Genomic DNA, 26,478 nt, shown 5'->3' on the forward strand with positions numbered 1-26,478 from the left:
GATGTCACGCAGCGGATTCGCCGCACAGGCCCGGGAAGGATTCCAGGATCGCAGACACGCCGGCAGGCTGCTGGCGGAACGGCTGCGGGAGCTGGAAATGGTGGATCCCGTGGTGCTGGGCCTGGCCAGGGGAGGGGTGCCTGTGGCCGCGGAGGTCGCCACGGCCTTGGACGCGCCGCTGCGGGTGGCCGTGGCCCGCAAGATCGGAGCGCCGGGCCAGCCGGAGCTGGCGCTGGGCGCGGTGACCGCGGACGGGCCCGCCACCTACGACCCGCGGCTGCTGCGCTCGTTCCACCTCGACGAACAGGCCTTGCGGTCCGACTGCGAACGCGAACGCGAGGAAGCCAGGAGGCGGGAGCGCGCCTACCAGAAGGGCGAGCCGCTACCGCTGGCCGGGCGCGATGTCGTGCTGGTCGACGACGGGCTGGCCACCGGCGCGACGGCCCGCGCCGCGGTCCGGATGCTGCGCGAGTCCTCGCCGCGCTCGGTGGTGCTGGCCGTCCCGGTCGGAGCGCCCGACGCGGTGGCCGCGCTGCGGCGGGAGGCCGACACCGTGGTGTGCGTGCTCCAGCCGGTCGCCTTCGCCGCGGTGGGGCAGTGGTACCGCAACTTCCGCGCGACCACCGACGAGGAGATCTTCCAGGCGCTGGACGAGGTCGGCACCGGCTGAGCGGGCCGGCGCCGAGCGCTCAGATCCCGACCGCGGGGGAGTGGGGTCGTGACCACTGGCCCCGGCGGGCGATGCCGCCAGAGCCAGGTCCGCGCGCCGGCCGATGAGGCAGCGATGTCGGGGCGCCGGGCCAGGGGGCAGAACGGTTCAAAGTCCGCCGAGCTGTGGAGTGGCGCTGACCCGCTCATGGCGGACCCGGTAGCCGGCCGGTAGGGGAGCGGGCGCCGCGGCCGACCAACCGGACCAGCGGCGGGAGGTCCACAGCGCCGAACGCGGGTGGCCGTCGGAGCCAGCGCCGGCTCTGCTGTCCGGCCTCGCGGAGGAGGCCGGACAGCGCCGGTGCGAAATCCCACATCCTGATCAGCGGCTCTCATTCCAGCGGTGGTACCGCTACCGACCTCTTGTTTTGTTACCGTCTATTGTTTCAGTGTTGACCGAAATAAATAGTCCAGACCAAAAACCTCCACTTCCGGCTCCGGAGCCGATAGCCTCCTCGCCAAGCAAGAATGCCCACGAGCCGGTAACCGGGTGGTTTTCCGCACCGGTCGAGCGGCTTTGGGCGAGTCGGGGTAGATACGAGAATGGGACTCGGGTTGGCTGGTTGGTTATGACTGCCGCTGGACATTCCGACAAGCAACGGACCAACACCGGACGGCACTCGCCGCCGCGACGGGCCGGTGCCAGACGGAGTGCCGAGGGCGGCGAGGCCGAGTCCGGGTACTCCGCGGAGGTCGCCGCACAGCTCGGCGAGGCCGCCGCGCAGCTGGGCGCGCGGCTGGGCGATCCGGCGGTGGCGCACTCCGTGGCCGAGATCGAGGAGGTCGCGCGCGGGTTCTCCGCGGTGGCCGACGGGATGTCGGAGGGCATGGGCGGGGTCACCGAGTGGCTGCGCGCGGCCGGGCACGTCGGCCCGCTGTCCGGGCACGCGAGCGTCATGGCCGACCGGCTCTCGCACGTCAGCAAGGAGCTGACCAGGCTGGCCGAGGCGATCGAGCAGGCGCGGCAGAGCACCAACTGAAGTGATGGCTCCCGTGGAGGAGCGGGGTCCTCCGTACGGCCTTTGAGGTTAGTTTAGCTAACAACATAGACTGCCGAGGTGACCGCAGACCTCTCCCGTGCCCAGGACACCGCGCCGCGGCAGCGCGCGGCCCGGCTCTCGCGCGGTCTGGTGCTCACCATCGCCTTCGGTGCGATGCTGCAGGCGCTCAACGCCTCGACCATGGCCGTGGCGATGGTCGACATCCGCGAGCAGTTCCAGGCCGGTGCGGCCACCTCGTGGCTGATCTCCGGCCTCTACCTGGCCACCGCGGTCGGCTCGCCCACCGCCGGCAGGCTGGCCGACCTGTTCGGTCCGCGCCGGGTGTTCCTGTGCTCCCTCGCGCTGACCGTGCTGGCCTCGGTGGCCGCGCCCTTCTCGCCGAGCCTGGGGTGGCTGATCGCGTTCCGGGTGCTGCTGGGCATCGGGACCTGCGCGGCCTACCCGGCGGGGGTGGCGCTGCTGCGCCAGGAGGCCGACCGGCTCGGCCTGCCGCTGCCCGCGGGCGCGCTGAGCGCGCTGGCCATCGGCGGGCAGGTGATGATCGCCGCCGGCCCGGTCATCGGCGGAGTGCTCGTGCAGTACTGGGGCTGGCCCGCGATCTTCCTGGTCAACCTGCCGCTGGGGCTGATCGGGGTCGTGCTGGCGCTGGTGTGGCTGCCGCGCGACCAGCGGCCGGGACCACGCGGCGAGTCGGTGCTGCGCAGGCTGGACCTGGTCGGTGCCGGTCTGTTCGCCGCGGTCATCGCGGTGCTGATGCTGTTCCTGCTGTCGCTCTCCGAGCAGCCGCGGTGGTGGCTGCTCGCGGTGTGGGTGCTGCTGACGGCCGGGTTCGCCGCCTACGAGCTGCGGGCGCCCAGGCCGTTCGTCGACGTGCGGGTGCTGGGTCGCAACCGGCCGCTGACCGGGACCTACCTGCGCACGGCACTGACCTACGTGGCCTTCTACGTGGTGTTCTACGGCTTCCCGATGTGGCTGGAGAGCTCGCGAGGGCTGGATCCGGCGCAGGTCGGGCTGGTGGTGCTGCCGATCGCGCTGACGGCCATGGTGTCGGTGGCCGGTGCGGCGCGGCTGCTGCGCCGGATCGGGCACTGGCCGGTGCTGCTCGCCGGTTCGGCGGCGCTGCTGGTCGGGGGCCTGCTGCTGACCGGGCTGCACGCGGGCAGCGCGGTGGCGGTGCTGGTGCTGGTCGCGGCGGTGCTGGGCATCCCCAACGGGTTCAACAACATCGGCAACCAGACGGCCCTGTACCGGCAGGCCGACTCCGCCGATGCCGGGATCGCCTCCGGGCTGTACCGGACCTCTCAGTATGTTGGTGCCAACATCGCGGCGGCGGTGATCGAGCTGTGCTTCGCGGGCACGGCGTCCGACCCGGGCATGCACCGGCTGGGTACCGTCGTGGCGGTGATCAGTGCGGTGCTGCTGGTGGGCGCGCTGGCCGGACTGGCGGGTGGCCGGGTCCGGCGGTGACCTCCCGGTGGCGCACTGGTCGCGTCAGGTGTGGACGGACGCGGGCGGCGGTGATCGCGGCCCGCGGTGTGCGTGGAGGTCAGGTCGTGAGTCGCGGCAGTGCCGGAGATTCCTCTGCCGCCTTCGACTCGCTGCTCAGCGAGTTGTTCGAGGTGCATTCCGCCGGTGGTCCGGCGGTGTCGCAGCCTGCGCCCGGGCCGGGCGGGCTGGAGCTGGGCAACCTGCTGGACGAGCAGGCCCACGAGGTGGTGTCGAAGGCGATCCGGGCGACCGTGGAGTGGGGCAGCCGGGAGCTCGACAGCGCTCACCTGCTGTGGGCGGTGACGCAGGTGGGCCCGACGGCGCGGATGCTGGCCGACTCGGGTGTGCGCGTGGAGGAGCTGGCCTCGGCGGTGCGGACGGTGGCAGGCACCTACGACGCGCTGGGCGGTCAGGCGCAGGGCAAGCCGGTGCTGTCGTCGTCGGCGCGGCGGGCGCTGCTGGGGGCGCACCAGCAGGCGTTGAGCGAAGGTGCCGACGCGGTGGGGGCGCGGCACGTGCTGCTCGGGCTGGCCACCGACGCGGACTCGGTGGCCGGGCGGGCGCTGGCGCGGGCGATGGAGCGCAGCGAGCGGGGGCGGCCGCACGGGCGGCCCTCGGTGCTGAGTACAACGCCGAAGCTGGACGAGTTCGGCATGGACATGACCGAGCTGGCCAGGGCGGGCGGGCTCGATCCGGTGGTGGGCCGCTCGCAGGAGGTCGAGCAGGCCGTGGAGGTGCTGGGGCGGCGCACCAAGAACAACCCGGTGTTCATCGGTGATCCGGGCGTGGGCAAGACGGCGATCGTCGAGGGCCTGGCCCAGCGGATCGTCGACGGCGCGGTGCCGTGGTCGCTGGCGGGCAGGCGGGTCGTGTCGCTGGACCTGGCCGGAATGGTGGCCGGGGCCAAGTACCGCGGAGAGTTCGAGCAGCGGTTCCGGGACCTGATGAACGAGATCCGCCAGCACCGCGACGAGGTGCTGGTGTTCATCGACGAGATCCACGGCATCGTCGGCGCCGGTGAGGGCACGATGGACGCGGGCACGATGCTCAAGCCCGCGCTGGCGCGCGGCGAGGTGCAGGTGGTCGGCGCGACGACGGTGGAGGAGTACCGCAAGCACATCGAGAAGGATCCGGCGCTGGAGCGGCGGTTCCAGCCGATCCTGGTGGCCGAGCCTTCGGTGGGCGACACGGTCGCGGTGCTGCGTGGGCTGCGGGATCGCTACCAGCTGCACCACCGGGTGGTGATCGCCGACGACGCGCTGGTGGCCGCCGCGCGGTTGTCGCAGCGCTACATCGCCGACCGGTTCCTGCCGGACAAGGCGGTGGACCTGCTGGACCAGGCGTGCTCGCGGGTGCGGTTGCTGCGGGGTGGTTCGCCGAGCGATCCGGGTTCGTCTGCCGACGACCAGCCGAGCGTGGGTCGTGACGACGTGGCCGACGTGGTGTCGCGGCGGACGGGGATCCCGGTGTCGGATCTGACCGCGGCGGACAAGCAGCGGTTGCTGGGGTTGGAGAAGGTACTGCGGTCGAAGGTGATCGGGCAGGACGCGGCGGTGCGGTCGGTGGCCGAGGCGGTGCGGCGGGCGCGTGCGGGCCTGGCCGATCCGGAGCGGCCGATCGGCAGTTTCCTGTTCCTGGGGCCGACCGGGGTCGGCAAGACCGAGCTCGCGCGGGCTCTGGCGCGGGCGCTGTTCGGTGACGCGCAGCGGTTGATCCGCTTCGACATGGGCGAGTTCCAGGAGAAGCACACGGTGTCGCGGCTGATCGGGGCGCCGCCGGGCTATGTCGGCTACGGCGAGTCGGGGCAGCTGACCGACCGGGTGCGCAGGCAGCCGTACTCGGTGTTGCTGCTGGACGAGGTGGAGAAGGCGCACCCGGACGTGTTCAACACGTTGCTGCAGCTGCTCGACGAGGGGCGGTTGAGCGATGCGCAGGGGCGCAGCGTTGATTTCCGCAACGTCGTGGTGATCATGACCTCCAACATCGGTGCCGACCGCATCCTCGACGCCGGTGGCGCGGCCGGTGACTCGGCGCTGGAGCTGCTGGAGGAGCTGAGGTCGTTCTTTCGCCCGGAGTTCATCAACCGCATCGACGACGTGACGGTGTTCCAGCCGCTGGGCCGGGCGGCGTTGCGGGAGATCACCGGGCTGCTGCTGGAGCGGACCTACGAGCAGCTGCTGGCCCGGGGCATCGGCATGGAGGTCACCGAGGCCGCGGTGGCGTGGCTGGCCGAGCGGGGCCACCAGCCGGAGTTCGGGGCGCGGCCGTTGCGGCGGGTGATCCAGCGGGAGCTGGACAACCGGCTGGCGGCGATGGTGATCGACGGGGAGCTCTCGTCGGGCCACCGGGTGCTGGTCGACGCCGTCGACGAGGATCTCGTGCTGGAGGTGTCGGTGGAGTGGGAGTCCTCGGGCGGGCGGCACGCCGCGCCGATGGGTGAGCACGTGTTCGGCTGAGCCGCGAGCCGGCAGTCCGGAGCCGTGGCGGAGGCTGCTTTCGATGCGTTCGGTGAGCGGTATGTGAAGGAGGCCCGGGAGTTGCGCGAGCAGCGCCCGGCCGGGCAGTGAGTGATCGACCGGTTGCCCGCGCGGGTGCGCGGGTGCTGGATCTGGCGTGCGGGACGGGTTTTCCGGCCGCTGAGCAGCTCGACGGCGCCGGTGTCGAGGTGGTGGGGGGGCGACGAGTCGCCGCGGATGCTGGAGCTGGCTGCGCGGCGCGTTCCCGGGGCCCGGCTGGTGCGCGGTGACATGCGGACGCTGGATGCCGGGCTCGGTGATTTCGACGCGGTGAGGGCGTACTCGCCGCGCGCGTTGGGCGAGGTGGTCTCCGGCGCGGGGTTCGTGGTGGAGGAGCTGCGCGAGGTGGAGGTCGTGTGCGAGTCCGACCGGCCTTCGCGGTGGAGCCGCAGGTGTTCGTCCGCGCGCGGGCGGCCGGGTGAGGGCAGGTCAGCGCAGTTGTTCGAAGCGGGGTTTCTGGGCGGGGTCGTAGTCGTCGAAGTCCGGTAGAGGCCGACCAGTGCGGGGTTGCCAGTCCGCGGTGGTGTCGAAGCGGGCGATCCAGTGCGCGATTTCGGTCAGCGGTGCGGTTTGCAGGGTGTAGACGCGGGTTCGGCCGGTGGGCTGGTCGCGGACCAGACCGCTGTCGCGCAGCACTCGCACGTGGCGGCTGATCGCGGGCCGGCTGATCGGGAGGTGCGCGGCGATCTGGCCGGCGGTCAGGTCGTTGTCGCGCAGCAGGAGCAGGATTTCCCTGCGCACGGGGTCGGCGATGGCGGCGGCAACCTCGTCCACATCGGAAACCGCAACCTACTGGTTACGCGTTTGGGGAGGATTCTCTGGCGTCGGCTCCGGCAGATCGTTTCGGGGCGGGGTGGCGCGGGTAGTTCGCAGTGGGGACTGGTTCGGCTGCAGGGAGGCCGGGAATGCCGCGTTCACTCGCCCGCAAGCTCATCGGGGCGCACCTGGTGGAAGGCGAGATGGTTCCGGGGCGCGAGATCGCCCTGGCCATCGACCAGACGTTGACCCAGGACGCGACGGGCACGCTGGTGATGCAGGAGCTGGAGGCGCTCGGGCTGGACCGGGCGCGCACTCGGACCAGCGTGCAGTACGTCGACCACAACCTGCTGCAGACCGACCAGAAGAACGCCGAGGACCACCGGTTCCTGCGTTCGGCCTGCCGGCGCTACGGGCTGTGGTTCTCCAAGGCGGGCAACGGGGTTTCGCACCCCACGCACATGCAGCGCTTCGGGGTGCCGGGGGCGAGCATGGTCGGTTCGGACTCCCACACCTGCGCGGCGGGGTGCCTGGGCATGCTGGCCATCGGGGTCGGCGGGCTGGAGGTGGCGATGGCGATCGCCGGACGTCCGCTGCGGATCCGGATGCCGCAGGTGTGGGGCGTGCGGCTGACCGGTTCGCTGCGGCCGTGGGTGTCGGCCAAGGACGTCATCCTGGAGATGTTGCGCCGCCACGGGGTTTCCGGCGGGGTGCACCGCATCATCGAGTACCACGGGCCGGGGCTGGCGGGGCTGTCGGCGATGGACCGCCACGTCATCGCCAACATGGGTGCCGAGCTGGGGGCCACCACGACGGTGTTCCCGTCGGATTCGGCGGTGTGGGAGTTCCTGCGCGCCGAGGGGCGTGAGCAGGACTTCACCGTGCTCACCGCCGACGACGGCGCCGAGTACGACGTCGAGGAGACCATCGATCTCTGCGAGGTCGAGCCGCTGATCGCCCAGCCGTCGGCGCCGGACAAGGTGGTGCCGGTGCGCGAGGTCGCCGGCACCGCGATCGGGCAGGTGGTCATCGGGTCCTCGGCCAATCCGGGGTTGCGCGACTTCGCGATCGCGGCGGCGATGGTGCGCGGCAGGCAGACCGATCCGGCGGTGAGCTTCGACGTCAACCCGACCTCGCGGGAGATCCTGGCCGACCTGACCCGCATGGGGGCCACGTTCGACCTGATCAGCGCCGGGGCTCGGATCCACCAGGCGGGGTGCATGGGCTGCATCGGGATGGGGCAGGCGCCCGCGGTGGGGCAGAACTCGCTGCGGACCTTCCCGCGCAACTTCCCCGGCCGTTCGGGGACGCGGGAGGACTCGGTGTGGCTGTGCTCGCCGGAGACCGCTGCGGCCTCGGCGTTGATGGGTGTCATCACCGACCCGCGCGACCTGGGGATCGAGTACCCGGAGCCGGTGTTGCCGGAGAAGGCGTCGGTCAACACCGCGATGCTGGAGCCGCCGCTGCCGGAGGAGCAGGCTCGCGAGGTGGAGCTGGTCAAGGGCACCAACGTCTCGGCGTTGCCGGAGTTCGACGCGCTTCCCGACCGGATGGAGCTGCCGGTGCTGCTCAAGGCCGGAAACGACGTCTCCACCGACGAGATCTCCCCGGCGGGGGCGCGGGCGCTGCCGCTTCGTTCCAACATCCCGGCGCTGGCGGAGTTCAGCTTCGCCGGTGTCGACTCCGACTACCCGGCGCGGGCGCGGGAGGCCGTGGGCGGGCACGCGGTGGTCGGCGGCGACAACTACGGCCAGGGATCCTCGCGCGAGCACGCCGCGATCGCCCCGCGCTACCTGGGGCTGCGGGTGGTGCTGGCGCGGTCCTTCGCGCGCATCCACTGGCAGAACCTGGCCAACTTCGGCATCGTGCCGCTGGAGTTCGACGACCCGGGCGAGTACGAGCGGATCGAGGTCGGCGACGTCCTGGAGCTGTCGGACCTGCGCCGCGGGCTCTCCGACAACGAGATCACGATCCGCGACACCAGCCGCGACCTGGTCATCCGTGCTTCGCACCGGTTGTCACCCCGGCAGGTGGAGGCTGTACTCGCGGGAGGCGTGATTCCGCTGATCGCCACTCGGCCGTGACTGCGTGTCACACGAAAGTGGCGAGTCTTTGTTGGGAGTCGTAGGTGCTCCTACGGTGGGAGGCAGCAGCGGAGCAGGGACCCCTGTCGCGGAAGCGGTGAGGGAGGTCGGGAGTCCAGCAGGGCGGCTCGCTCCGCAGCCGCGCCAGCGGTAGTCCGAATCCGTGGAGGTAGCGTGATCGTCTTCAGATCCGGCACGCCTCGCTCGCCCGCCGGGTGGTCACCCGGTCTCGGACTGATCGCCGCACCTCGCTCGGCCAGTGACCCACCGATGCGCCACAGCTGCGCGATGGCGACCCTGCGCCTGTCGGTGGAGTGGCCGTCGCCGGGCGTCGTGGTGGTGGCCATGCACGGCGAGATCGACCTGGCCTGCGTGCCCCGCCTCACCGAGCTGATCCGCCAGCGCATGACCGCGGCATCGCTGCGTGCGGTGGTGCTCGACCTCTCCGGCGTCACCTACTCCAGCAGCTCGGGCCTGGAGCTGCTCATCCACGCCCAGCGCCGGGCCGAGCACCGGGGCATCGACCTGTACGTGGTGCCGGGCACCGGACCGGTGCGCAGGTTGCTGGGACTCACCGGCATGCTCGGGCACTTCACCTGCCGGGACACGGCCGCCGAGGCCGTCGCCGAAGCCCGCCGCTGAGCGGTGGTGCCGGGCTCAGCCCGAGGCCAGGTGGTCGGCCAGCGGCGCCCAGCCGCCACCCGGCGCGTAGGGTCCCCAGGCGCCGGGGTCGTTGGACCAGTACCACCAGCCCACGCCCCGCCCGCGGGCCTCGGCCAGCACGTCGTCGACGAACTCCAGTGCTCCGGGCTGGGTGGCGTCCAGGCCGAACTCGCCGACCACCATCGGTGCTCCCAGCCGTCGCGCGGTGGCGGCGTTGGCGTCGAACCACCAGCGCATCGTGTTGCGCACGAGTGTCTTGGTGGCGCCGGTGTAGGTCTGCCCGGCGCCGAGCAGGGTCGGGTAGAAGTGCGGGGCGTAGGCGATCCGCGGCGCGCCCGGTCGGGGGTCGTGCAGCTCGGGCAGCGCCGAGGGCAGTCCCTGGTTGACCCCGAGCGCCTGGGGTTCGACGAAGATCCAGTGCTGCTGGTCGACGCCGCGGATCTCGGTGATGAGGCGCTGGTAGAGCGGGCCGAGCAGGTCGCGTTCGAACAGCGGCCACGGCACGCTGCCACCCCAGGGCTCGTTGAACAGGTCGTAGCCGAGCACGGCGGGCGATGCGGCGAAGCGCTGGGCGAGGTGGCGCCAGGCTGCGGTGAAGTGCTCGCGCAGCTCGGGGTGGCGGCCCGTGGTGCCCCAGAAGTGGTCGAACGCGCGGGTCACGCCGGGCTGCAGGTAGGTCAGCGGCCACGGGTCCTGCACGCCGGCAGGCAGGCCGTCGAAGTGCGTGGCCCAGACCGGGGCGCCGTTGTTGGGCGAGGAGCCCGCCACGGCCGGACCCCACATGTCCTGGTGCATGTCGAGCACGACGCGCATGCCGGCTCGTTCGTACCAGGCCACGCGCTGGGCCACGGCGTCGAGGTAGTGCTCGTCGTAGTGGCCGGGGCGGGGCTCCAGGCGGGACCAGAACACCAGCAGCCGCGTGGAGTTGGAGCCGATCCTGCCGGCTTCGGCGGCGATGTCGGCGGGCCCGGTCCAGGCCATCGCGTCGGCCGACTCCTTGGCGCTGTGGCCGTTGTTGAGCCCGCGCGGGACCAGCGGGGTGCCGTCGAGGTCGGTCAGCGGGGGCGGGTCCTGGGCTGCCTGCGCGGGTGTGGCGAGTCCCAGCAGCAGGGCGAGCGCGGCGAACGCGGTGATCCAGCGCCGGAGGGTCATCGTCGTGGACCGTAGCCACCCCACCCCACGAATGTGAAGAAGATTCGCGTAATTGGGGGAGTGACGGCACACGCCGCCGCTGTCGGGGGCCGCTTCTACACTGCGCAGTCGCCTGAGGAGGGGGACGACGAGGATGAACACCCACATCGCGCTGCTGCGCGGCATCAACGTGGGAGGACGCACCAATATCGCGATGGCCGACCTGCGCGCGGTCTTCCAGGAGCTGGGCTGCGACCACGTGGCGACCTACCTGCGCAGCGGCAACGTCGTATTCTCCGCCGACGATCCCGACGGGGTCGCCGCCGAGGTGCGCGAGCGCGTCGCCGCCGGACTCGGGGTCAGCACGCTCGTGCAGACCCGCTCGGCCGAGGAGATCGCGCGGGTGGCCGCCGGGCATCCGTTCCTGGAGTGCGAAGCCGACCTGGTCAAGCTGCACGTGGTCTTCCTCGACGCCGTGCCCGAATCCCGGCGGCAGGCCGGGCTCGAGGTGCCCGGCGGGGGACGCGAGCAGTTCCGCTTCGCCGGGCGCGAGCTGTACCTGCACTACCCCGACGGGGCCGGCCGCAGCCGTTTCACCAACGCCTACCTGGAAAAGCAGCTCGGGGTCTCGGCGACCGCGCGCAACTGGAAGACGGTGCTGGCGCTGGCGGAGATGGCCGCCCCGTCCTGAGCCGGCCAGCGACCCCAGGGCTCATGGCGTGGTGCGGTAGGGGGCGAGGGTGAAGCGCAGCCGCTCGCCGAGGCGCTGCGCGGGTACGCCCTCGGGTTCGATCGCCCAGGCGATCATCGTGCCGTGGTAGGCGGTGACCACCGCCGCGGTCAGCCCGGCTAGGTCCTCGCAGCGGAGGTCCCCGGTATCGGCGGCCTCGGCGAGCAGGCCGCCCACTGCCGTGCGCAGGCCGGCCGCGAAGTCCCGGGCGCGGGCCAGCAGGTCGGGGTCGGACAGGTCCATCAGCAGGAACGCGACGTGGTGGGCCATCTGCTGGTGGGTGCGGATGCCCGCGGCCAGCTCCGACAGCGCCTCGACCAGCGCCTCCAGCGGCTGCTGCCGACGGGCGCGGGCTCGGGCGAACACCTCGGGCAGCGCGTCGGCGCCCCGGGCGGACAGGGCGGCCAGCAGTCCCTTCTTCGACCCGAAGCGCTTGACCAGGGTGGCGGGGGAGGCGCCGGTGCGCTCGGCCACGTCGGCCAGAGTCAGCCGGGTGGGGCCGAGGTCGTCGACGGTCGCGGCGGCGGCGTCGAGCAGCTCGTCGTCGGTGAAGGCCTGCGGGCGTGGGCTCATGCGACGCACTCTACTTGTTAATAAATGAACACATATTTACTATCCCCTGGTCGAACTCGGAGAAGGGGCGCAAGTGAACACCGACAAGCCGTTGCAAGGCCACATCGCACTGGTCGCCGGAGCCACCCGGGGCGGCGGGCGCGGCATCGCCGTCGAGCTGGGCGCCGCGGGCGCCACGGTCTACGTGACCGGGCGCACCAGCCGCGCCGGGGCCTCGGAGATGGCACGCCCGGAGACCATCGAGGACACCGCCGACCGCGTCAGCGCGGCCGGCGGCACCGGCATCGCGGTGCGGGTGGACCACAGCGACCGGAGTCAGGTGCGCGCCCTGGCCGAACGCATCGCCACCGAACAGGACGGCAGGCTCGACGTGCTGGTCAACGCCGTCTGGGGCGGCGACCCGCTGGTGGACTGGGAGCACCCCCTGTGGGAGCAGGACCTCGACACCGGCATCAAGCTGCTGCGCCAGGCGGTGGAAACCCACGTCGTCACCAGCCGCCACGCCCTGCCGCTGATGGTGGCGCGCGGCCGCGGCCTGGTCGTGGAGGTCACCGACGGCAACACCGCCCGCTACCGGGGCACGGTGTTCTACGACCTGGCCAAGTCCTCGGTCATCCGGCTCGCCCAGGCCCAGGCCGCCGAACTGCGCCCGCACGGGGTCGCGGCGGTGGCGATCACACCGGGGTTCCTGCGTTCGGAGGCCGTGCTGGACCACTTCGGCGTCACCGAGGACAACTGGCGCGACGCGGTGTCGCAGGACCCGCACTTCGCCCACTCCGAAACCCCCGCCTACCTCGGACGCGCCGTGGCGGCGCTGGCCGCCGACCCCCGGGTGATGGACAAGAGCGGCCGGGCGCTGTCGACCGCGGGCCTCTACCCCGAGTACGGCTTCACCGACGCCGACGGCACCCAGCCCGACTTCGCCGCCTACTGGGCCGTCGCTCTCCAGAACGAGTTTGGGCCGCTGGGCGAGCCGCTGTGAGCCGCGGCTGGACCCTGCCCCCGGGGGAGACCGCAGACTGGCCGGCGTGATGAACATCGGAGAATTCGCGCAGCTGACGGGTCTGAGCATCAAGGCGTTGCGCCGCTACGACGAGCAGGGCCTGCTGCGGCCCGCCGTGGTCGACCCATGGTCGCGCTACCGGCGGTACTCGGCGCCGCAACTGGACACCGCGGTGCGGCTCAAGGCGCTGCGCGCGGCCGGGGTCGGGCTGGCCGAGGCCGAGCGCGCGCTGACCGGTCCGGCCGCGGCCGCCGAGGTCCTGGCTGAACACCGCGAGGCGGTGCAGGCCGAACGACGCCGCCAGGACCAGGCGCTGGAGGCCGCCGAGTCCCTGCTGCGAAGCGGTGCCCAGGACTTCGACGTCCAGCAGCGCCACGCCCCGGCGCGGTACTGGGTGGGGGTGGTGCTCACCGAGACCGGCGAACCCGAGGACGAGGAGGCCGCCACCGAGCACGCCAACGAGACCTTCGCCGCGCTGTGGCGGGCTCTGGCCGCCGAGGGCAACGCCCCGACCGGCGCGTTCTGGACCTCGATGCGGGTGTCGCCGCAGGAGCCCGATGCCGTCGAGCTGCTGTGCTGCTGGCCGATCGCCCGTCCGCTGCCCGACGACTGGTCGCTTCCCGGGCACCGCGTCGAGACCGGGCGGCTGCCCGCGGGTCCCGAACTCGTGGTCGGCTGGCGCCACGACGACCCGGTGCCCGCCATTGACGGCGCCACCCACCCCGCCGTGCTCGCCCTGCTGGTGCGGGCCGAGGCGCGCGGGGTGGACCTCGACGTGACCCGCCTGCGCCAGGGCGGCCTGCTCGAGGACGGCGAGAACGTCGGTGTGGAGGTCTGCATCCCGCTGGCCCTCCAGCCGTGATCGGGGCACATGGCTGACGACGCGTTGCCGTGCGCGCTCCGTGATTGTCACCGGCGGGGAGTGCGGGGCACCGAGGGGCGGGTTCTGTGCGGCCGGGCTCAGGCGGTTTTGCGAACGTGCGACGCCTCGGCGGAAAGCGGCGCGCCGTCGTGGTCGAGCGGGTGGAGTTCGGGAAGCTCCCGCCCCCGGTCGTCGACGAGAACGGAGCGCGGCTCGCCCGGGGCGAAGGCGTGGCGCTCGCCCCATTGGCGGAGAGCGACCACGGCCGTGAACAGGTCCTGCCCGGCTTCAGTGAGCCGGTAGGTGTGTCGCCTGCCGTCGGTGGCGGCGCTCTTGTCGAGGATGCCGTGCTCGACGAGTTTGCGGAGCCGGTCGGTGAGGATGTTGCGGGCGATGCCCAGCCGCTGGTGGAACTCGGTGAAGGCCGTCGCCCCGTCTATCGCGTCGCGGATGATCAGCAGGCTCCACCGGTCGCCGATCAGGTCGACGGTCCGTGCGACCGGGCAGGCCGGGTCGGTCCAAGCGCTTCCTGCGGCGAGTGAGACGTCCACTGGCCCCTCCGTGGTGAGTTGCAATCTGAAACCAGTATGCCCTAGCCTCCAATGGGTTTTATTTTGAAACCTATTGGAGGGTGATATGCCGCCAGGACTGACCGGGAGGCAGCGGGGTGTGCTCGCGCTGGTGTGCGCGGTGGCGGTGTCGACCATCTACGGCATCCAGCCGGTCATCGAGGCCGCGGGCGAGGACCTGGGTCTGGGGGAAGGAGCACTGGGGTGGCTGGTCGCCGCCGGCCAGATCGGCTATCTCGCGGGGCTGGTGCTGCTGGTCCCGCTTGGTGACCTGCTCGACCGCCGCAAACTCATCACGGTGCATTTGCTGCTCACAGCGGCAGGTGCGGGGGTGGCCGCCGCCGCTCACGGTGCCGGCATCGCGATCGCGGGCCTGGCCCTGGCCGGACTGTTCGCCGTGGTCGTGCAGGTCACGGTGGCCTACGTCGCCGCCGTCTCACCGACCGGCGAGCGTGGTCGCAACATCGGGGCGGTCACCTCGGGCGTGGTCATCGGGATCCTCGGAGTGCGGGTGGTCGGCGGCACGCTGGGCGAGCTGACCGGCTGGCGCATGGTCTACCTCGTTCTCGCCGGGCTGTGCGCGATGCTCGCGCTCGCCGCCCGGTTCACGCTCGAGGCCGACCTCCGCCGCCCCCGAGCGCGGTACGGGCAGCTGCTGCCATCGCTGGGTCGTCTGCTCGTCGGCGACCGGCTCTTCCTGAGTCGCGGGCTGGTCGCGTTCTTCCTGTTCGCCTCGTTCGGCACGCTGTGGAGCGGACTGGCGCTCCCGCTCGGCGACGCGCCGTGGCACTTGGGCACCACCGAGATCGGATTGTTCGGACTCGCCGGGCTGACCGGGGCGCTGGGCGCGGCCCGGGCCGGCCGATGGGCCGACCGCGGCCTGGCGCCCGCGGTCACCGGCTGGTCGCTGGCCCTGCTCACGGCCTCATGGCTGCTGATCGTCCAAGCGGAGGCATCGCTGTGGCTGTTGATCATCGGCGTCATCGTCCTGGACTTCGCCGTGCAAGCCGTCCACGTCAGCAGCCAGCACCTGCTCACCACCGCCCACCCGGACCAGAACAGCAGTGTGATCGGCGCCTACATGGCCTTCTACTCCCTCGGCTCCGCGCTCGGTGCGATCAGCACCACCTGGGCCTACAGCGCCGCGGGATGGTCGGCCGCCAGCCTGCTCGGCGCAACCTATGCCGCACTCGGACTCCTCGTCGCCATCTCGACCCGACGTTTCAACGCCCTACCGCGTGCGCAACAACCGAGTGCGTCCGCATCAACTACGTCCGCTGACCTCTGAAGTCGCGTGCTCCAGTGCCTCGCTTACCGCTCAGCGGCCGGTCCAGCGGGGCTTTTCCTTGTCCAGGAAGCAGCGCACCCCGTGGCGGAAGTCCTCGCTGCCGAACACCGCGCGCACCAGGTCGTCGCCGTCGGGCAGGTTCGCCAGGCGCAGCCGTCGCGCGGCCTGCTTGGCGGCCCACATCGTCAGTGGCGCGTGCTGGGCCAGGCGGCCCACCACGGCCTCGACCGTCGCATCGAGGTCGTCGGTCAGTTCGGCGACGAAGCCCGCGGCGTGGGCCTGCTCGGCGGTGAGCATCCGGGCGCGCAGCAGCACGTCCAGCGCGCGGGCGGGCCCGAGGTGGTGCACCAGCAGGGAGTAGGTGTTCATCGCCAGGCAGTTGCCCAGCGTGCGGGCCACCGGCACCCCGAAGCGGCCCGTCGGCGTGGACACCCGCAGGTCGCACACCGCGGCCACGGCCAGCCCGCCGCCCACGCAGTAGCCCGAGATCGCCGCGACCGTGGGCACCCGAGTGGTCTCCAACCGGTCCAGGACCCGCTCGACCCGCCGCTCGTAGGCGATGCCGTCCTCGCCGGAGCCGAACTCGGTGAACTGGCCGATGTCGGTGCCGGCCACGAACGCGTCGTTCCCGGCACCGCGCAGCACCAGCACGCGCACCTGCTCGTCGGCGTCGGCGCGTTCGCAGGCCTCCACCAGCCCGTCGTACATCGCCCAGGTCAGGGCGTTGCGCTGGGCGGGCCGGTTGAACAGCACGTGCAGGGCAGGGCCCTGGCGGGTGATGATCAGCTCGTCAGACATGGATCTCCTCATCGGTGCGCGGGGAACGCAGGCGCCGCAGCACGGCGGGCCCGGCCACCAGCGCGGCGGCCAGCACCAGGATCACCACCGCGATCGGCCGGGTGAACACCAGCAACAGGTTGCCGTCCTGGATCGCCGAAGTCTGCACCAGCGCCTTCTCGAACAGCGCCCCGATCACCACGCCGACCACCAGCGGCGCCATCGGCAGCCCGAAGCGCTTCATCCCGTAGCCGATGACCCCGAACACCAGCACCAGCCACACACTGAAGACGTTGTTGTCGATGGCGAAGGCGCCGACGAAGCTGGTGACCAGGATGATCGGGTACAGGTAGCCGTAGGGGATCCGCAGCAGCTGCGCGAACACCGGCGCCAGCGGCAGGTTGAGCACCAGCAGGATCACGTTGCCGATGAAGAACGACACCAGCAGCCCCCACACCAGCTCCGGCTGCTCGGCGAACAGCAGCGGACCGGGCTGCAAGCCGTAGACGGTCAGCGCGCCCAGCAGCACCGCGGTGGTGGCCCCGCCGGGAATGCCCAGGGTCAGGGTCGGGATGAAGTTGGCGTTGGCGGCGGCGTTGTTGGCGCTCTCGGGCGCGGCCACGCCCTGGATGGCGCCGTGGCCGAAGCGCGCGGAGTTCTTCGACACCCGCTTCTCCACCCCGTAGGCGATGAAGGAGGCCAGGGTGGACCCGGCGCCGGGCAGGCAGCCCAGCAGGAAACCCAGGACGCTGCCGCGGCCGATCGCACCGGCCGACTCCCGCAGCTCCGAGCGGCGCAGCGACAGGTCGCGGAAACGGGCGCGGATCGGTTCGGCGGCCCCGGCGTGGATCTGGTGCAGCACCTCGCCGACGGCGAACAGGCCGATGACGACCTCGACGTAGGGGATGCCCGACAGCAGGTTGACGTTGCCGAAGGTGTAGCGGGCCTGCCCGCCGCCCGCGTCGATGCCCACGCACGCCAGCAGCACCCCCGCGCAGGCCATCGCGCCGGCGCGCAGCTTGGACCCGGTGGAGAAGGCCACCATGGTCACCAGCGCCAGCACCATCACCGCGAGGTTCTCGGCGGGGCCGAAGCGCAGGGCGAACTCCGCGAACGGCGGGGCCAGCGCGGCCAGCAGCACCAGCGACAGGATCGCCGCGGCGAAGGAGCCGATGGCCGCGATCGCCAGCGCCGCACCGGCCCGGCCCTGCCGCGCCATCTGGTATCCGTCCATCGTGGTCACCACGCTGGCGGCCTCGCCGGGAGTGGACAGCAGCACCGAGGTGATCGTGCCGCCGTACTGGGAGCCGTAGTAGATCCCGGCGAGCATGATCAGCGCGGTCACCGGCTCCACGGTCAGCGTCAGCGGGATCAGGATCGCGATGCCGGTGCTGGAGCCCATCCCCGGCAGCAGGCCGATGACGGTGCCCAGCAGCACCCCGGCGAAGCACCACAGCAGGTTCTGCGGGGTGAACGCGGTGGTCAGCCCCAGCCACAGGTTGTCGAGCACGACGCCTCCTCGCGGCTTCTCAGACACCCAGCAGCCCGGTGGGCAGCGGCACCCGCAGCAGCACCGCGAACACCACGTGGGTGGCCACCGCGCATCCGGCGCTCATGGCCAGCGCCTGCGGCCAGCGCCTGCCCTCCAGCCAGGTGGAGATCACCAGCACCAGCAGCCCGAAGGACACGACCATGCCCAGCACCGGCATCAGCAGCACGGCGCCCAGCAGCAGTGCGAAGACCCGGCGCAGGATGCGCCGGCGCTGCCGGGCGTCACGCCCCTGCTGGTCGGTGCCCTCCGGCTCCTGCGGCGGTGGGGCCGCGCGCAGCCGTTGCCGCAGCAGCAGCGCCGAGAGCACCGCCAGCAGCCCGCCCGCCGCCAGCGGCAGGAACCCCGGGCCGACCCGGCCGCGGGGCAGCAGGACGCCGTAGCCCACCGCGCCGACCGCCACGGCCACGCCGAGCACCACCAGACCGCCGTAGAGCACGATCTCCTGTCGTCGCGCCGGATTCACCGCGCCACCACCTCCGCCACCAGCGCGTCGTTGGCGCGCAGGTACTCGGCGAACTCCACGCCGAACGCCGTTTTCGGTTGCAGGTACTCCGAGTGCACGTACTCGGCGTAGCCGGGTGACGCGGCGTACTCGCGGGCGGCGGCGATCCAGAACTCCCGCGCCCGCGGGTCCAGACGGCCCGCGGCGATCACTCCGCGGAACTGGGCGAAGGAGACCTCCACGCCCTGCTCGGCGGCGGTGGGGATCGCGGCCAGCTCCGGGTAGTCGTAGCGGGTGTCGGCGAAGACGCACAGCGCCTTGAGACGGCCCGCCCGCAACTGCCCGACGACCTCGCTGGGGTTGAGCGAGGCCAGCTCGACCTGTCCGCCCAGCAGTCCGGCCAGGGTCTCCCCGCCGGACTCGTAGGGCACCTGGTCGAACCCGGCGCCCTCGCGCCGCCGCATCAGCTCGAAGACGATCGCGTCCGGGCCCGCCGCGCCCGAGATCCCGGCCAGGACCCGTTGCTGCTTGCTGCGCCGCACCGCCTGGTCGCAGGTGTTCATCGGCGAGTCCTGCCGCGCGACCAGCAGCGTGTAGTCCTCGCCGAGCTTGAACACCGGGGTGAAGTCGCGGTGCGAGAACGCGACGTCCTGGCTGCGGGGCAGCGAGATCAGCGAGGTCTCGGTGGCCAGCAGGTAGTCCGGTGAGCCCGCCTTGGCCAGGAAGTAGGAGTAGCCGACCGCGCCCGCCCCGCCGTCGCGGTTGTCCACAGTGATACGCAGTCCCGGCTCGGCGGCCTCCAGGCCCCGCGCCATGGCCCGCCCGGCGATGTCGCTGCCGCCGCCGGCGGCGAAGGGCACGACCATCGTCACGTCCCCCGAGGGACGCGGTGCCCCCGCACCGACGACCTGCTCGGTCATCGCGCACCCTGCCAGGGCGGCCGCGCACGAGACGGCCACGGCCGTCCGCACCAACTCGCGCATAGCTCCTCCTCGAGCCGCCTCGCCGCGGATGTGGTCAGTGCCCGATCACGCCGGCGCGGCGCAACCGGTCGAGGTCCTCGGCACCGAAACCGGCCTCGCCGAGGACCTCGGCGGTGTCGGCACCCAGCACCGGTCCGGCCGCACCGCGCCGGACCGGGGTGCCGGAGAAGCGCATCGGCGAGCCGATCTGGCGCACCCCGCCGAGGTCGGGATGCGGCGCGTCCCAGAAGAAGTCGCGCTGGTTGAGGTGCTCGTCGCCGAAGACCTGGTCCATGGTGGCGATCGGCGCGCACGGCACACCGGCCTCCACCAGCACCTTCACCAGCGACTCGGTGCTGCGCGTGCTGGTGGTGGCTTCGATGGCCGGGATCAGGGTGTCGCGGTGGCGCTGGCGGTCGAAGGCGTTGGTGTAGCGGGGGTCCTCCAGCAGCTCGTCCAGTCCCAGCGCGTGGCAGAACGCCGGCCAGGTCTTGGGCGTGGTGGCCCCGATGGTGACCCAGCCGTCGCTGCTGCGCACCGCCTGGTACGGCGCGGTGGTCTGGTGCGCCGAGCCCAGCGGGGCGCCGACCTCGCCGGTGGCGAAGTAGGTCCCGGCCTCCCACACCGCGAAGGACACGCCGGACTCCAGCAGGTTGACGTCGATGTGCTGGCCCTGACCGGTGTGCTCGCGCGCCCGCAGTGCGGCGACCGCCGCCATCGCCCCGTACAGCGCGCACACCAGGTCGCACATCGGCACCCCGACCTTGGTCGGCGTGCCGTCGGGGGTGCCGGTGATGCTCATCAGCCCCGACCTGGCCTGCGCCATGATGTCCAGGCCCGGTTGGGCGGCCAGCGGACCGTCCTGGCCCCATCCCGACGCCGAGACGTAGACCAGCCCCGGGTTGATCTCCCGAGCCTCGGGATAGCCGAAGCCCAGACGCGTCAGCGCCCCCGGGCGCAGGTTCTCCACCAGCACGTCGGCCTCGGCCAGCAGCCGCCGCAGCACGTCCTTGCCCTGCTCGGTTTTGAGGTCCACCGCCACCGAGCGCTTGTTGCGGTTGAGCCGGGCGAACGGGGAGGAGTGCCCGTCGAGGAACGGGCCGGTCTGGCGCACCGGGTCACCGCCCTCGGGGTTCTCGATCTTGACGACGTCGGCGCCGAGATCGGCCAGCTGCATCGTGGCGAAGGGGGCGGCCATGAACGCGCCGATCTCCAGCACGCGCACGCCGTGCAGTGGGGCAGAAGGACTGGTCATGCGCCGCTCCGTGGACGAAGGGGGAACATCCGGTGCTGCGACGTGATCGGGATCACTGACTTTTGTCTACAGCAGTCAGGCGAACGTGAACAGCTTTTCTGCCAAGGTTGCTCCAGGCGGAGCACCGTGGGGTGCGGCGCGATCCGCCGGAAACCGCCGCGGTGAACGCGAGCGGGAGAGGACACTGCGATGGTGAGCGGATCTTCGGACGACAGCACCGCAAGCGGCGTGCGCGCCCCCAGCATCGTCGGCCCGCCGAGCCTGGTGGATCTGGCCGCGGCCACCCTGCGCCGCATGATCGTCGGCGGCGAGCTGCTCTGCGGTCAGCGGATCGTGGAGAACCGCCTCACCCGCGAGCTGGGTATCAGCCGGCCGCCGCTGCGGGAGGCGTTGCGGACGCTGGAGCGCGAAGGTCTCGTGCGCCAGGTCCCCCGCAAGGGCGTCATCGTCACGCCGCTGACGCTGCACGACATCTACGAGATCTTCACGCTGCGCGCGGAGTTCGAGCGGCTGGCGGTGCGTCTGGGAGTGCCGGTGCGCGACCAGGCCAGGCTGCGGCGGTGCAGCGAGGCGCTACGCGCGATGGGCGAGGCCGCCGACGCCGGCGACGAACCCCGCTACGCCGAGTGCGCCTTCGAGTTCCACGTCTCCATCGTCGGGCTCTCCGGCCACCGGCGGCTGGAGGACGCCTACCGGTCGCTGCAGCTGCAGATGATGCTGGCCATGGCGCTCAACCGGCGGGCCCGCCAGCCCACCGAGACCCTGAGCGAGGACATCGCCCGCCACCGGCAGCTGCTGGAGGCGGTGGACACCGGGGATCCGGATACGGTGCTGCGGGAACTGGGCAGCCACGGCGACCGCAGCTTCCTGGAGGGCATCGAGTCCGAAGTGGAAGGCCACACCGAGGTGGCGCTGCGGTGGCTGCGGCAGCAACGCGAGAACCAGGAGACACGATGACCCAGCAGATCTTCACCCTGGCCATCGACGGGCACGAGCCCGAGATCGACCCCGGCGCCTGGACCGCTCCGGGCGCCAGCCTCATCGGGCGCGTCCGGCTCGCCGCCGGAGCCAGCGTCTGGTACTCCACCGTGCTGCGCGGCGACACCGAGTGGATCACCATCGGCGCCGACACCAACATCCAGGACGGCTGCGTCGTGCACGCCGACCCGGGCTTTCCCACCACCGTGGGCAGCGGCGTCACCGTGGGCCACCGGGCGGTGCTGCACGGCTGCACCGTCGGCGACCACGCGCTGATCGGGATGGGCGCGGTGCTGCTCAACGGCTCCAAGGTCGGCGAGGGGTCGCTGGTGGCCGCCGGGACCGTGCTGCTGGAAGGCACCGAGGTCCCGCCGGGAACCCTGGTGGCGGGCACCCCGGGCAAGGTGCGCCGCGAGCTCACCGACGACGAACGCGCCGGGCTGCGCATCTCGGCCCAGCAGTACGTCCAGAACGCGACCCGCCACCGCGACGCCCTCGGCGGGTAATACCCGATCGGGGCCCGCCTGTCACCCACACGTGGCGGCCCGAAACACGACAGTGCCGTGACCACGAGACGTGGCCACGGCACTGTGCACGTGACAGCCCTTCCGCTCGGGGAAGGGAGCTTTCCGAGGCGAACCCCGTTGTGGGACCACGGCGTTGGCGGCGCGGAATCCCCGCGCCGCGACCCGACGGTTGACCACGCTCAGCACGCCTCCGCGAGGGGATCGCCCGGTCGGGAGGCGCTGAGTGAGCAGGGCCTGTGTTTCAGCCCTGCGCGCGGCTCTGGGTGGCAGCGGATCCCGGGTGCCGCATCACCATGCGGGCCCGTCCCATCTCACGTGCCATGCTTCCCAGCCAACGAACCAGACCTGCCATTGCGGCGCCCTCCACTTGCGTCATATTGGTCCAATTCGAGATCCACCGTCCGCCTTAAGGGGTCTTGGTCCCATGACCGCTGGCCCCGCCGGTGTTGAAGGGTCTCACTCGCATCATCGCCACTGGTAGGCGCTGTATTTCAACCCAAAGATAACGAAAAGATAACGGAAGATCGGAAGTGGTTGCTTCTCTGAAACAGTGCGCTGAACGCAGCAGAAGGCGGGGCGCGCCGGTTGAATGCGCGCCCCGCCGAACAGCCCTGCGTCTGACTCTGATCAGACCAATGTGTGACGTAGATCGTCCTTGGATCGAAACATCCCCGGAACTGCGGTGCGATCAGTCCGGGGACGCCACCGCCGTCAGCCCGGGTGCGCGCCGACGGTGTCGCGCAGCTCCCCGGCCATCGACATGTCCGACTGCCGCGCGCAGTGCGCGCAGCAGAAGAAGCGGCCGCTGGCCTCCACCCCGTGCCCGAGGATGCGGCACCCGCAGTGCTCGCACTGCGGCGCCAGGCGCTGCGCGGCGCACTCGAAGCTGTCGAAGGTGTGCACCCCGCCGCCAACGGTGTGAATCTCGAAGGTCATCCAGTAGTCGTTGCCGCAGACTTCGCACGTGCCCATCGTCGACCTCCCTGCGAGTTTCGCCGGAGAACCAAGCATGCGGTGGGGTGCATGCCCCGGCAACCGCACCGGCGGCGGGAGTTGATCGCCACGGCCCCGCCTGGCAGCGTGCGAGCTCTCAGCGCGACCACGGGAGTGCCCATGCACGACGATCGCAGCATTGTCGAAAAGCGACTGGAACGCGTGCTCGCCGAACGCCTGCGGCCGGCCCAGCACACCGCGAGCACGCCGTGCGAGGTCGCGGTGTGGCACGTGCCGGGCGAACCGGTGCCGGTGCAGGAAGCGCTGGCCGCCGACTACGAGCCCGCCGCGGTCGGCGACCGGTGGGGCCCGGCCTGGGGCACCAGCTGGTTCCGCATCAGCGCCACCGTCCCCGAGCAGTGGGCGGGGCTGGCCGTGGAGGCCGTGGTCGACCTGGGTTTCGACGACGACCGCGCCGGGTTCCAGTCCGAGGGACTCGTCCACCTGCCGGACGGCACACCGGTGAAAGGGCTCAACCCGCGCAACACCTTCATCCCCGTGGGCCCCGACGCCGCCGGGCAGTCGCGCACCTGGTTCGTCGAGGCCGCCGCCAACCCGCTGATCCTGGGGCCCGACGGGTTCCGGCCCACCCCCCTGGGTGACCCGGCCACCGCCGGACCCGACCCGCTGTACCGGCTGGAGCGCGCCGATCTCGCGGTGCTGGACGAGACGGTGTGGAACCTGGTGCAGGACACCGAGGTCCTCGACCAGCTCATGCGCGAGCTGCCCGCCGACAGCCCCCGCCGCCACGAGATCCTGCGCGCCCTGGAACGCATGCTCGACGCCCTGGACTTGCACGACGTGTCCGGCAGCGCCGCGGCGGCCCGCTCCCAGCTCGCCGAGGTGCTGGCGCGCCCGGCGCACGCCAGTGCCCACGTGCTGTCGGCGGTCGGCCACGCCCACATCGACTCGGCGTGGCTGTGGCCGCTGCGGGAGACGGTGCGCAAGGTCGCCCGCACCGTCGCCAATGTCACCGCCCTGATGCCCGAGCACCCCGAGTTCCGCTTCGCGATGTCGCAGGCCCAGCAGCTGGACTGGGTCAAGCGCCACCACCCCGCACTGTTCGAGCGGGTCCGCGAGCACGTGCGCGGCGGCCAGTTCGTGCCGGTCGGCGGGATGTGGGTGGAGTCCGACACCAACATGCCCGGCTCGGAGGCGATGGCCCGGCAGTTCGTCCACGGCAAGCGGTTCTACCTCGAGGAGTTCGGCATCGACACCCAGGAGGTGTGGCTGCCCGACTCCTTCGGCTACAGCGCCGCCCTGCCGCAGCTGGTGGCGGCCTCGGGGTCGCGGTGGTTCCTGACCCAGAAGATCTCCTGGAGCCGGACCAACAAGTTCCCGCACCACACCTTCTGGTGGGAGGGCATCGACGGCACCCGGGTGTTCACCCACTTCCCGCCGGTGGACACCTACAACTCCGAGCTGTCCGGGGGCGAGCTGGCCCACGCGGTGCGCAACTTCGCCGAGCACGGCTACGCCACCCGCTCGCTGGTGCCCTTCGGCCACGGCGACGGCGGCGGCGGGCCCACCCGGGAGATGCTGGCGCGCGCCTACCGCACCGCCGACCTGGAGGGCTCGCCGAAGGTCCGCCTGGATTCCCCGCGGGAGTTCTTCGAGGCCGCCCACGCCGACCACCTCGCGCCCGCGGTGTGGTCGGGCGAGCTGTACCTGGAGTTCCACCGCGGCACCTACACCTCCCAGGCGCGCACCAAGCAAGGCAACCGGCGCAGCGAGCACCTGCTGCGGGAGGCCGAGCTGTGGTGCGCCACCGCCGCGGTGGCCGCCGGCCACGACTACCCCTACGACGAGCTGGACGGGCTGTGGAAGACGGTGCTGCTGCACCAGTTCCACGACATCCTGCCGGGCTCGTCGATCGCCTGGGTGCACCGCGAGGCCGAGGCGGCCTACCGGCAGGTGGCGGTGGAGCTGGAGGAGATCATCGGCGCCGCGCAGCGCGCGCTGGCCGGTCCCGCAGGGGCACAGCAGGTCACCTTCAACGCCGCCCCGCACGCCCGCAACAGCGTGCCGGGCATGGCCGCCGGACCCGCGCAGGAAGGTGCTGCCCCGACCGTGACGCGCCAGCCCGACGGCACGATCCTGCTCGACAACGGCCTCGTGCACGCCAGCATCGACCACCGCGGCCTGCTGACCTCGGTGCACGACAGCACCGCCGAACGCGAGGCGCTGGCACCGGGGGCGGCGGGCAACCTGCTGCAACTGCACGCCGACCACCCCAACGAGTGGGACGCCTGGGACATCGACGAGTTCTACCGCCACCAGGTCCGCGACCTCACCGAGTTCGACACCATCGACCTCGACGACACCGGCGTGGTCATCCGCCGCAGCTTCGGAGGCTCCACGATCACCCAGCGGATCAGCCTGGCCGCCGGAGTGCGGCGGGTCGACGTCGACACCGAGGTCGACTGGCACGAGTCGGAGAAGCTGCTCAAGGTCGCCTTCCCGCTGGACGTGCACGCCGACCGGTCGGCGTCGGAGATCCAGTTCGGCCACGTCCACCGCCCCACCCACACCAACACCTCCTGGGACGCGGCGAAGTTCGAGATCTGCGCCCACCGCTGGATCCACGTCGGCGAGCCCGGCTACGGCCACGCGGTGACCAACGACTCCACCTACGGCCACGACGTCACCCGCGACACCCGGCCCGACGGGGGCACGACCACCACGGTCCGGCTGTCGCTGCTGCGTGCGCCGCGGTTCCCCGACCCCGACACCGACCACGGCGTGCACCGCCTGCACTACAGCCTCGTCGTCGGCGCCGATATCGCCGACGCGGTGCGCGAGGGCTACCGCCGCAACCTGCCCGAGCGGACCGTGCCCGGCACCCGCACCGTGGAGCCCCTGGTGGAGGTCGACGACGATGCGGTGGTGGTGGAATCGGTCAAGCTGGCCGACGACCGCAGCGGTGATGTGGTGGTCCGCCTCTACGAGTCGCGGGGAGGCCGGGCCAGGGCGCGGCTGTCGACGACGTTCGCCGCGGACTCGGTGACCCGCACCGACCTGCTGGAACGTCCGGTGGCCGAACCGTCGGGCGCCACCGACGCGCTGGAGCTGCGGCTGCGGCCGTTCGAGATCGTGACGCTGCGGTTCACCAGGCGGGATCGGTGACGACGACGACCTGGATCAGCGGCCCCTCGTCCTCGGTGACGCGCAGGAGGTAGCGGTAGGCCTCGCGCTGGCGGGTGGTGCCCTCGGCGTCGAGGTAGGACCACACGACGTCGACGGTCACCAGCTGCCCGGTCAGCGGCCAGTGCCCGCGCACCGACGGCTGGGCGGTGACCAGGCCGCGGGCGCGGTGCTGTTCGGCGTGGCCGTCGAAGTAGGCCTCGATCTCCTCGGCCGCCGAGATGGCCACGCTGCCGGCGTCGGAGAGCACCAGCGCCGGGACCCGGTAGCAGCCGGCGATGGTCGCCGCGTCGCCGTCGCTGAGCGCCTGGCCGTAGTCGGCGAAGAAGTCGGTGAGCATGTCCAGATCGATCCGAACCGCACTCATGCCCGCACGGTAACCGCCCGGATCGGCCACCGCTCGCGCAGATTCCGGGCTTGATCTCCAGTGCGCTGGAAGTCCTACCGTCGGCCGGAGGCGGCAGGCGGTCGTGGAG

General features: G+C 71.9%; 25 protein-coding genes. 14 read left to right on the forward strand and 11 right to left on the reverse strand.

Translation table 11 applies throughout. The features are described 5' to 3' along the window. Window position 1 precedes the first annotated feature (1 nt). The 5 genes from HUO13_RS20145 (at window position 2) to HUO13_RS37565 (ending at window position 6,202) form a co-directional block, all read left to right on the forward strand. Window positions 2–670, forward strand: a complete 669-nt coding sequence (locus HUO13_RS20145) for a phosphoribosyltransferase (RefSeq protein WP_211896678.1) — start codon at window positions 2–4, stop codon at window positions 668–670. 607 nt (window positions 671–1,277) lie between these two features. After that, window positions 1,278–1,688: a hypothetical protein gene (locus HUO13_RS20150; protein WP_211896679.1), complete on the forward strand. Its 411-nt coding sequence runs from the start codon at window positions 1,278–1,280 to the stop codon at window positions 1,686–1,688. Window positions 1,689–1,766: 78 nt separating this feature from the next. After that, the gene (locus HUO13_RS20155) at window positions 1,767–3,176 is read left to right on the forward strand and encodes an MFS transporter (protein WP_211896680.1); all 1,410 of its coding nucleotides are present in this window, start codon (window positions 1,767–1,769) and stop codon (window positions 3,174–3,176) included. Between the two features lie 86 nt (window positions 3,177–3,262). After that, window positions 3,263–5,653, forward strand: a complete 2,391-nt coding sequence (locus tag HUO13_RS20160) for an ATP-dependent Clp protease ATP-binding subunit (RefSeq protein ID WP_249123885.1) — start codon at window positions 3,263–3,265, stop codon at window positions 5,651–5,653. Window positions 5,654–5,890: 237 nt separating this feature from the next. After that, a complete protein-coding gene (locus HUO13_RS37565) occupies window positions 5,891–6,202 on the forward strand; it encodes a hypothetical protein (RefSeq protein ID WP_249123886.1) in 312 nt (103 codons plus the stop codon). Here the strand turns inward: HUO13_RS37565 and HUO13_RS20170 are convergent. Continuing rightward, window positions 6,143–6,487, reverse strand: a complete 345-nt coding sequence (locus HUO13_RS20170; RefSeq protein WP_211896681.1) for a metalloregulator ArsR/SmtB family transcription factor — start codon at window positions 6,485–6,487, stop codon at window positions 6,143–6,145. The genes HUO13_RS37565 and HUO13_RS20170 overlap by 60 nt on opposite strands. Window positions 6,488–6,618: 131 nt before the next feature. Between HUO13_RS20170 and HUO13_RS20175 the strand changes: the two genes are divergently transcribed. Continuing rightward, a complete protein-coding gene (locus HUO13_RS20175) occupies window positions 6,619–8,553 on the forward strand; it encodes an aconitate hydratase (protein ID WP_211896682.1) in 1,935 nt (644 codons plus the stop codon). Between the two features lie 288 nt (window positions 8,554–8,841). After that, the gene (locus tag HUO13_RS20180; RefSeq protein WP_249123887.1) at window positions 8,842–9,195 is read left to right on the forward strand and encodes an STAS domain-containing protein; all 354 of its coding nucleotides are present in this window, start codon (window positions 8,842–8,844) and stop codon (window positions 9,193–9,195) included. Between the two features lie 15 nt (window positions 9,196–9,210). Here the strand turns inward: HUO13_RS20180 and HUO13_RS20185 are convergent, their stop codons facing one another. Beyond that, on the reverse strand, window positions 9,211–10,368 hold the full coding sequence (locus HUO13_RS20185) for a glycoside hydrolase family 5 protein (RefSeq protein WP_211896684.1): 1,158 nt from the start codon (window positions 10,366–10,368) through the stop codon (window positions 9,211–9,213). 133 nt (window positions 10,369–10,501) lie between these two features. Between HUO13_RS20185 and HUO13_RS20190 the strand changes: the two genes are divergently transcribed. Then, window positions 10,502–11,038, forward strand: coding sequence for a DUF1697 domain-containing protein (locus HUO13_RS20190; RefSeq protein WP_211896685.1), 537 nt, complete (start codon window positions 10,502–10,504; stop codon window positions 11,036–11,038). Window positions 11,039–11,059: 21 nt separating this feature from the next. Here the strand turns inward: HUO13_RS20190 and HUO13_RS20195 are convergent, their stop codons facing one another. Next, the gene (locus tag HUO13_RS20195; protein ID WP_211896686.1) at window positions 11,060–11,650 is read right to left on the reverse strand and encodes a TetR/AcrR family transcriptional regulator; all 591 of its coding nucleotides are present in this window, start codon (window positions 11,648–11,650) and stop codon (window positions 11,060–11,062) included. Between the two features lie 73 nt (window positions 11,651–11,723). Here HUO13_RS20195 and HUO13_RS20200 point away from each other — a divergent pair, with 73 nt between their 5' ends. Together HUO13_RS20200 and HUO13_RS20205 are read left to right on the forward strand one after the other, a co-directional pair. Next, window positions 11,724–12,632: an SDR family oxidoreductase gene (locus tag HUO13_RS20200; RefSeq protein WP_211896687.1), complete on the forward strand. Its 909-nt coding sequence runs from the start codon at window positions 11,724–11,726 to the stop codon at window positions 12,630–12,632. Between the two features lie 49 nt (window positions 12,633–12,681). After that, entirely contained in the window at window positions 12,682–13,515 is an 834-nt protein-coding gene (locus HUO13_RS20205) for a MerR family DNA-binding transcriptional regulator (protein WP_211896688.1), read from the forward strand. A gap of 98 nt (window positions 13,516–13,613) precedes the next feature. Here HUO13_RS20205 and HUO13_RS20210 read toward each other — a convergent pair whose 3' ends face one another. Next, window positions 13,614–14,066, reverse strand: coding sequence for a winged helix-turn-helix transcriptional regulator (locus tag HUO13_RS20210; protein ID WP_211896689.1), 453 nt, complete (start codon window positions 14,064–14,066; stop codon window positions 13,614–13,616). Between the two features lie 85 nt (window positions 14,067–14,151). On the opposite strand from HUO13_RS20210, the gene HUO13_RS20215 reads away from it, so the two are divergent. Beyond that, window positions 14,152–15,372, forward strand: a complete 1,221-nt coding sequence (locus tag HUO13_RS20215; protein ID WP_211896690.1) for an MFS transporter — start codon at window positions 14,152–14,154, stop codon at window positions 15,370–15,372. Window positions 15,373–15,402: 30 nt separating this feature from the next. On the opposite strand, the gene HUO13_RS20220 is transcribed toward HUO13_RS20215, so the two are convergent. Genes HUO13_RS20220 through HUO13_RS20240 form a run of 5 tightly spaced genes read right to left on the reverse strand, consistent with a single transcriptional unit; the run spans window position 15,403 to window position 20,360 of the window. Continuing rightward, on the reverse strand, window positions 15,403–16,170 hold the full coding sequence (locus HUO13_RS20220) for an enoyl-CoA hydratase/isomerase family protein (protein WP_211896691.1): 768 nt from the start codon (window positions 16,168–16,170) through the stop codon (window positions 15,403–15,405). After that, on the reverse strand, window positions 16,163–17,659 hold the full coding sequence (locus tag HUO13_RS20225) for a tripartite tricarboxylate transporter permease (protein ID WP_211896692.1): 1,497 nt from the start codon (window positions 17,657–17,659) through the stop codon (window positions 16,163–16,165). Before HUO13_RS20225 ends, HUO13_RS20220 begins: the two co-directional genes overlap by 8 nt. Window positions 17,660–17,678: 19 nt before the next feature. Beyond that, on the reverse strand, window positions 17,679–18,164 hold the full coding sequence (locus tag HUO13_RS20230) for a tripartite tricarboxylate transporter TctB family protein (RefSeq protein WP_211896693.1): 486 nt from the start codon (window positions 18,162–18,164) through the stop codon (window positions 17,679–17,681). After that, on the reverse strand, window positions 18,161–19,126 hold the full coding sequence (locus HUO13_RS20235; RefSeq protein WP_211896694.1) for a tripartite tricarboxylate transporter substrate binding protein: 966 nt from the start codon (window positions 19,124–19,126) through the stop codon (window positions 18,161–18,163). The genes HUO13_RS20230 and HUO13_RS20235 overlap by 4 nt, the downstream gene beginning before the upstream one ends. Window positions 19,127–19,160: 34 nt before the next feature. Next, a complete protein-coding gene (locus HUO13_RS20240; RefSeq protein ID WP_211896695.1) occupies window positions 19,161–20,360 on the reverse strand; it encodes a CaiB/BaiF CoA transferase family protein in 1,200 nt (399 codons plus the stop codon). A 189-nt stretch (window positions 20,361–20,549) separates the two neighbouring features. On the opposite strand from HUO13_RS20240, the gene HUO13_RS20245 reads away from it, so the two are divergent. Next, window positions 20,550–21,317, forward strand: coding sequence for a GntR family transcriptional regulator (locus HUO13_RS20245; protein ID WP_211896696.1), 768 nt, complete (start codon window positions 20,550–20,552; stop codon window positions 21,315–21,317). Next, on the forward strand, window positions 21,314–21,844 hold the full coding sequence (locus HUO13_RS20250; protein ID WP_211896697.1) for a gamma carbonic anhydrase family protein: 531 nt from the start codon (window positions 21,314–21,316) through the stop codon (window positions 21,842–21,844). Before HUO13_RS20245 ends, HUO13_RS20250 begins: the two co-directional genes overlap by 4 nt. Before the next feature lie 732 nt (window positions 21,845–22,576). On the opposite strand, the gene HUO13_RS20255 is transcribed toward HUO13_RS20250, so the two are convergent. Further along, on the reverse strand, window positions 22,577–22,837 hold the full coding sequence (locus tag HUO13_RS20255) for a Prokaryotic metallothionein (protein WP_211896698.1): 261 nt from the start codon (window positions 22,835–22,837) through the stop codon (window positions 22,577–22,579). A gap of 141 nt (window positions 22,838–22,978) precedes the next feature. Here HUO13_RS20255 and HUO13_RS20260 point away from each other — a divergent pair, with 141 nt between their 5' ends. Further along, window positions 22,979–25,984 carry an alpha-mannosidase gene (locus HUO13_RS20260; protein WP_211896699.1) on the forward strand — a complete coding sequence of 1,002 codons (3,006 nt, stop codon included), beginning with the start codon at window positions 22,979–22,981 and terminating at the stop codon, window positions 25,982–25,984. Here the strand turns inward: HUO13_RS20260 and HUO13_RS20265 are convergent. Further along, window positions 25,965–26,369, reverse strand: coding sequence for a hypothetical protein (locus HUO13_RS20265; RefSeq protein WP_211896700.1), 405 nt, complete (start codon window positions 26,367–26,369; stop codon window positions 25,965–25,967). The two genes, HUO13_RS20260 and HUO13_RS20265, sit on opposite strands and share 20 nt — an antisense overlap. Window positions 26,370–26,478 lie beyond the last annotated feature (109 nt).

It is taken from the genome of Saccharopolyspora erythraea (genome assembly GCF_018141105.1).
Taxonomy (GTDB): domain Bacteria; phylum Actinomycetota; class Actinomycetes; order Mycobacteriales; family Pseudonocardiaceae; genus Saccharopolyspora_D; species Saccharopolyspora_D erythraea_A.

Bases quoted from the DNA above. Each gene is read 5' to 3' on its own strand.
- HUO13_RS20145 (WP_211896678.1), top strand. From the start codon at position 2: ATGTCACGCAGCGGATTCGCCGCACAGGCCCGGGAAGGATTCCAGGAT.
- HUO13_RS20150 (WP_211896679.1), top strand. From the start codon at position 1,278: ATGACTGCCGCTGGACATTCCGACAAGCAACGGACCAACACCGGACGG.
- HUO13_RS37565 (WP_249123886.1), top strand. From the start codon at position 5,891: ATGCTGGAGCTGGCTGCGCGGCGCGTTCCCGGGGCCCGGCTGGTGCGC.
- HUO13_RS20175 (WP_211896682.1), top strand. From the start codon at position 6,619: ATGCCGCGTTCACTCGCCCGCAAGCTCATCGGGGCGCACCTGGTGGAA.
- HUO13_RS20180 (WP_249123887.1), top strand. From the start codon at position 8,842: ATGGCGACCCTGCGCCTGTCGGTGGAGTGGCCGTCGCCGGGCGTCGTG.
- HUO13_RS20185 (WP_211896684.1), bottom strand. From the start codon at position 10,368: ATGACCCTCCGGCGCTGGATCACCGCGTTCGCCGCGCTCGCCCTGCTG.
- HUO13_RS20190 (WP_211896685.1), top strand. From the start codon at position 10,502: ATGAACACCCACATCGCGCTGCTGCGCGGCATCAACGTGGGAGGACGC.
- HUO13_RS20195 (WP_211896686.1), bottom strand. From the start codon at position 11,650: ATGAGCCCACGCCCGCAGGCCTTCACCGACGACGAGCTGCTCGACGCC.
- HUO13_RS20205 (WP_211896688.1), top strand. From the start codon at position 12,682: ATGAACATCGGAGAATTCGCGCAGCTGACGGGTCTGAGCATCAAGGCG.
- HUO13_RS20215 (WP_211896690.1), top strand. From the start codon at position 14,152: ATGCCGCCAGGACTGACCGGGAGGCAGCGGGGTGTGCTCGCGCTGGTG.
- HUO13_RS20220 (WP_211896691.1), bottom strand. From the start codon at position 16,170: ATGTCTGACGAGCTGATCATCACCCGCCAGGGCCCTGCCCTGCACGTG.
- HUO13_RS20235 (WP_211896694.1), bottom strand. From the start codon at position 19,126: ATGCGCGAGTTGGTGCGGACGGCCGTGGCCGTCTCGTGCGCGGCCGCC.
- HUO13_RS20240 (WP_211896695.1), bottom strand. From the start codon at position 20,360: ATGACCAGTCCTTCTGCCCCACTGCACGGCGTGCGCGTGCTGGAGATC.
- HUO13_RS20245 (WP_211896696.1), top strand. From the start codon at position 20,550: ATGGTGAGCGGATCTTCGGACGACAGCACCGCAAGCGGCGTGCGCGCC.
- HUO13_RS20250 (WP_211896697.1), top strand. From the start codon at position 21,314: ATGACCCAGCAGATCTTCACCCTGGCCATCGACGGGCACGAGCCCGAG.
- HUO13_RS20255 (WP_211896698.1), bottom strand. From the start codon at position 22,837: ATGGGCACGTGCGAAGTCTGCGGCAACGACTACTGGATGACCTTCGAG.
- HUO13_RS20260 (WP_211896699.1), top strand. From the start codon at position 22,979: ATGCACGACGATCGCAGCATTGTCGAAAAGCGACTGGAACGCGTGCTC.
- HUO13_RS20265 (WP_211896700.1), bottom strand. From the start codon at position 26,369: ATGAGTGCGGTTCGGATCGATCTGGACATGCTCACCGACTTCTTCGCC.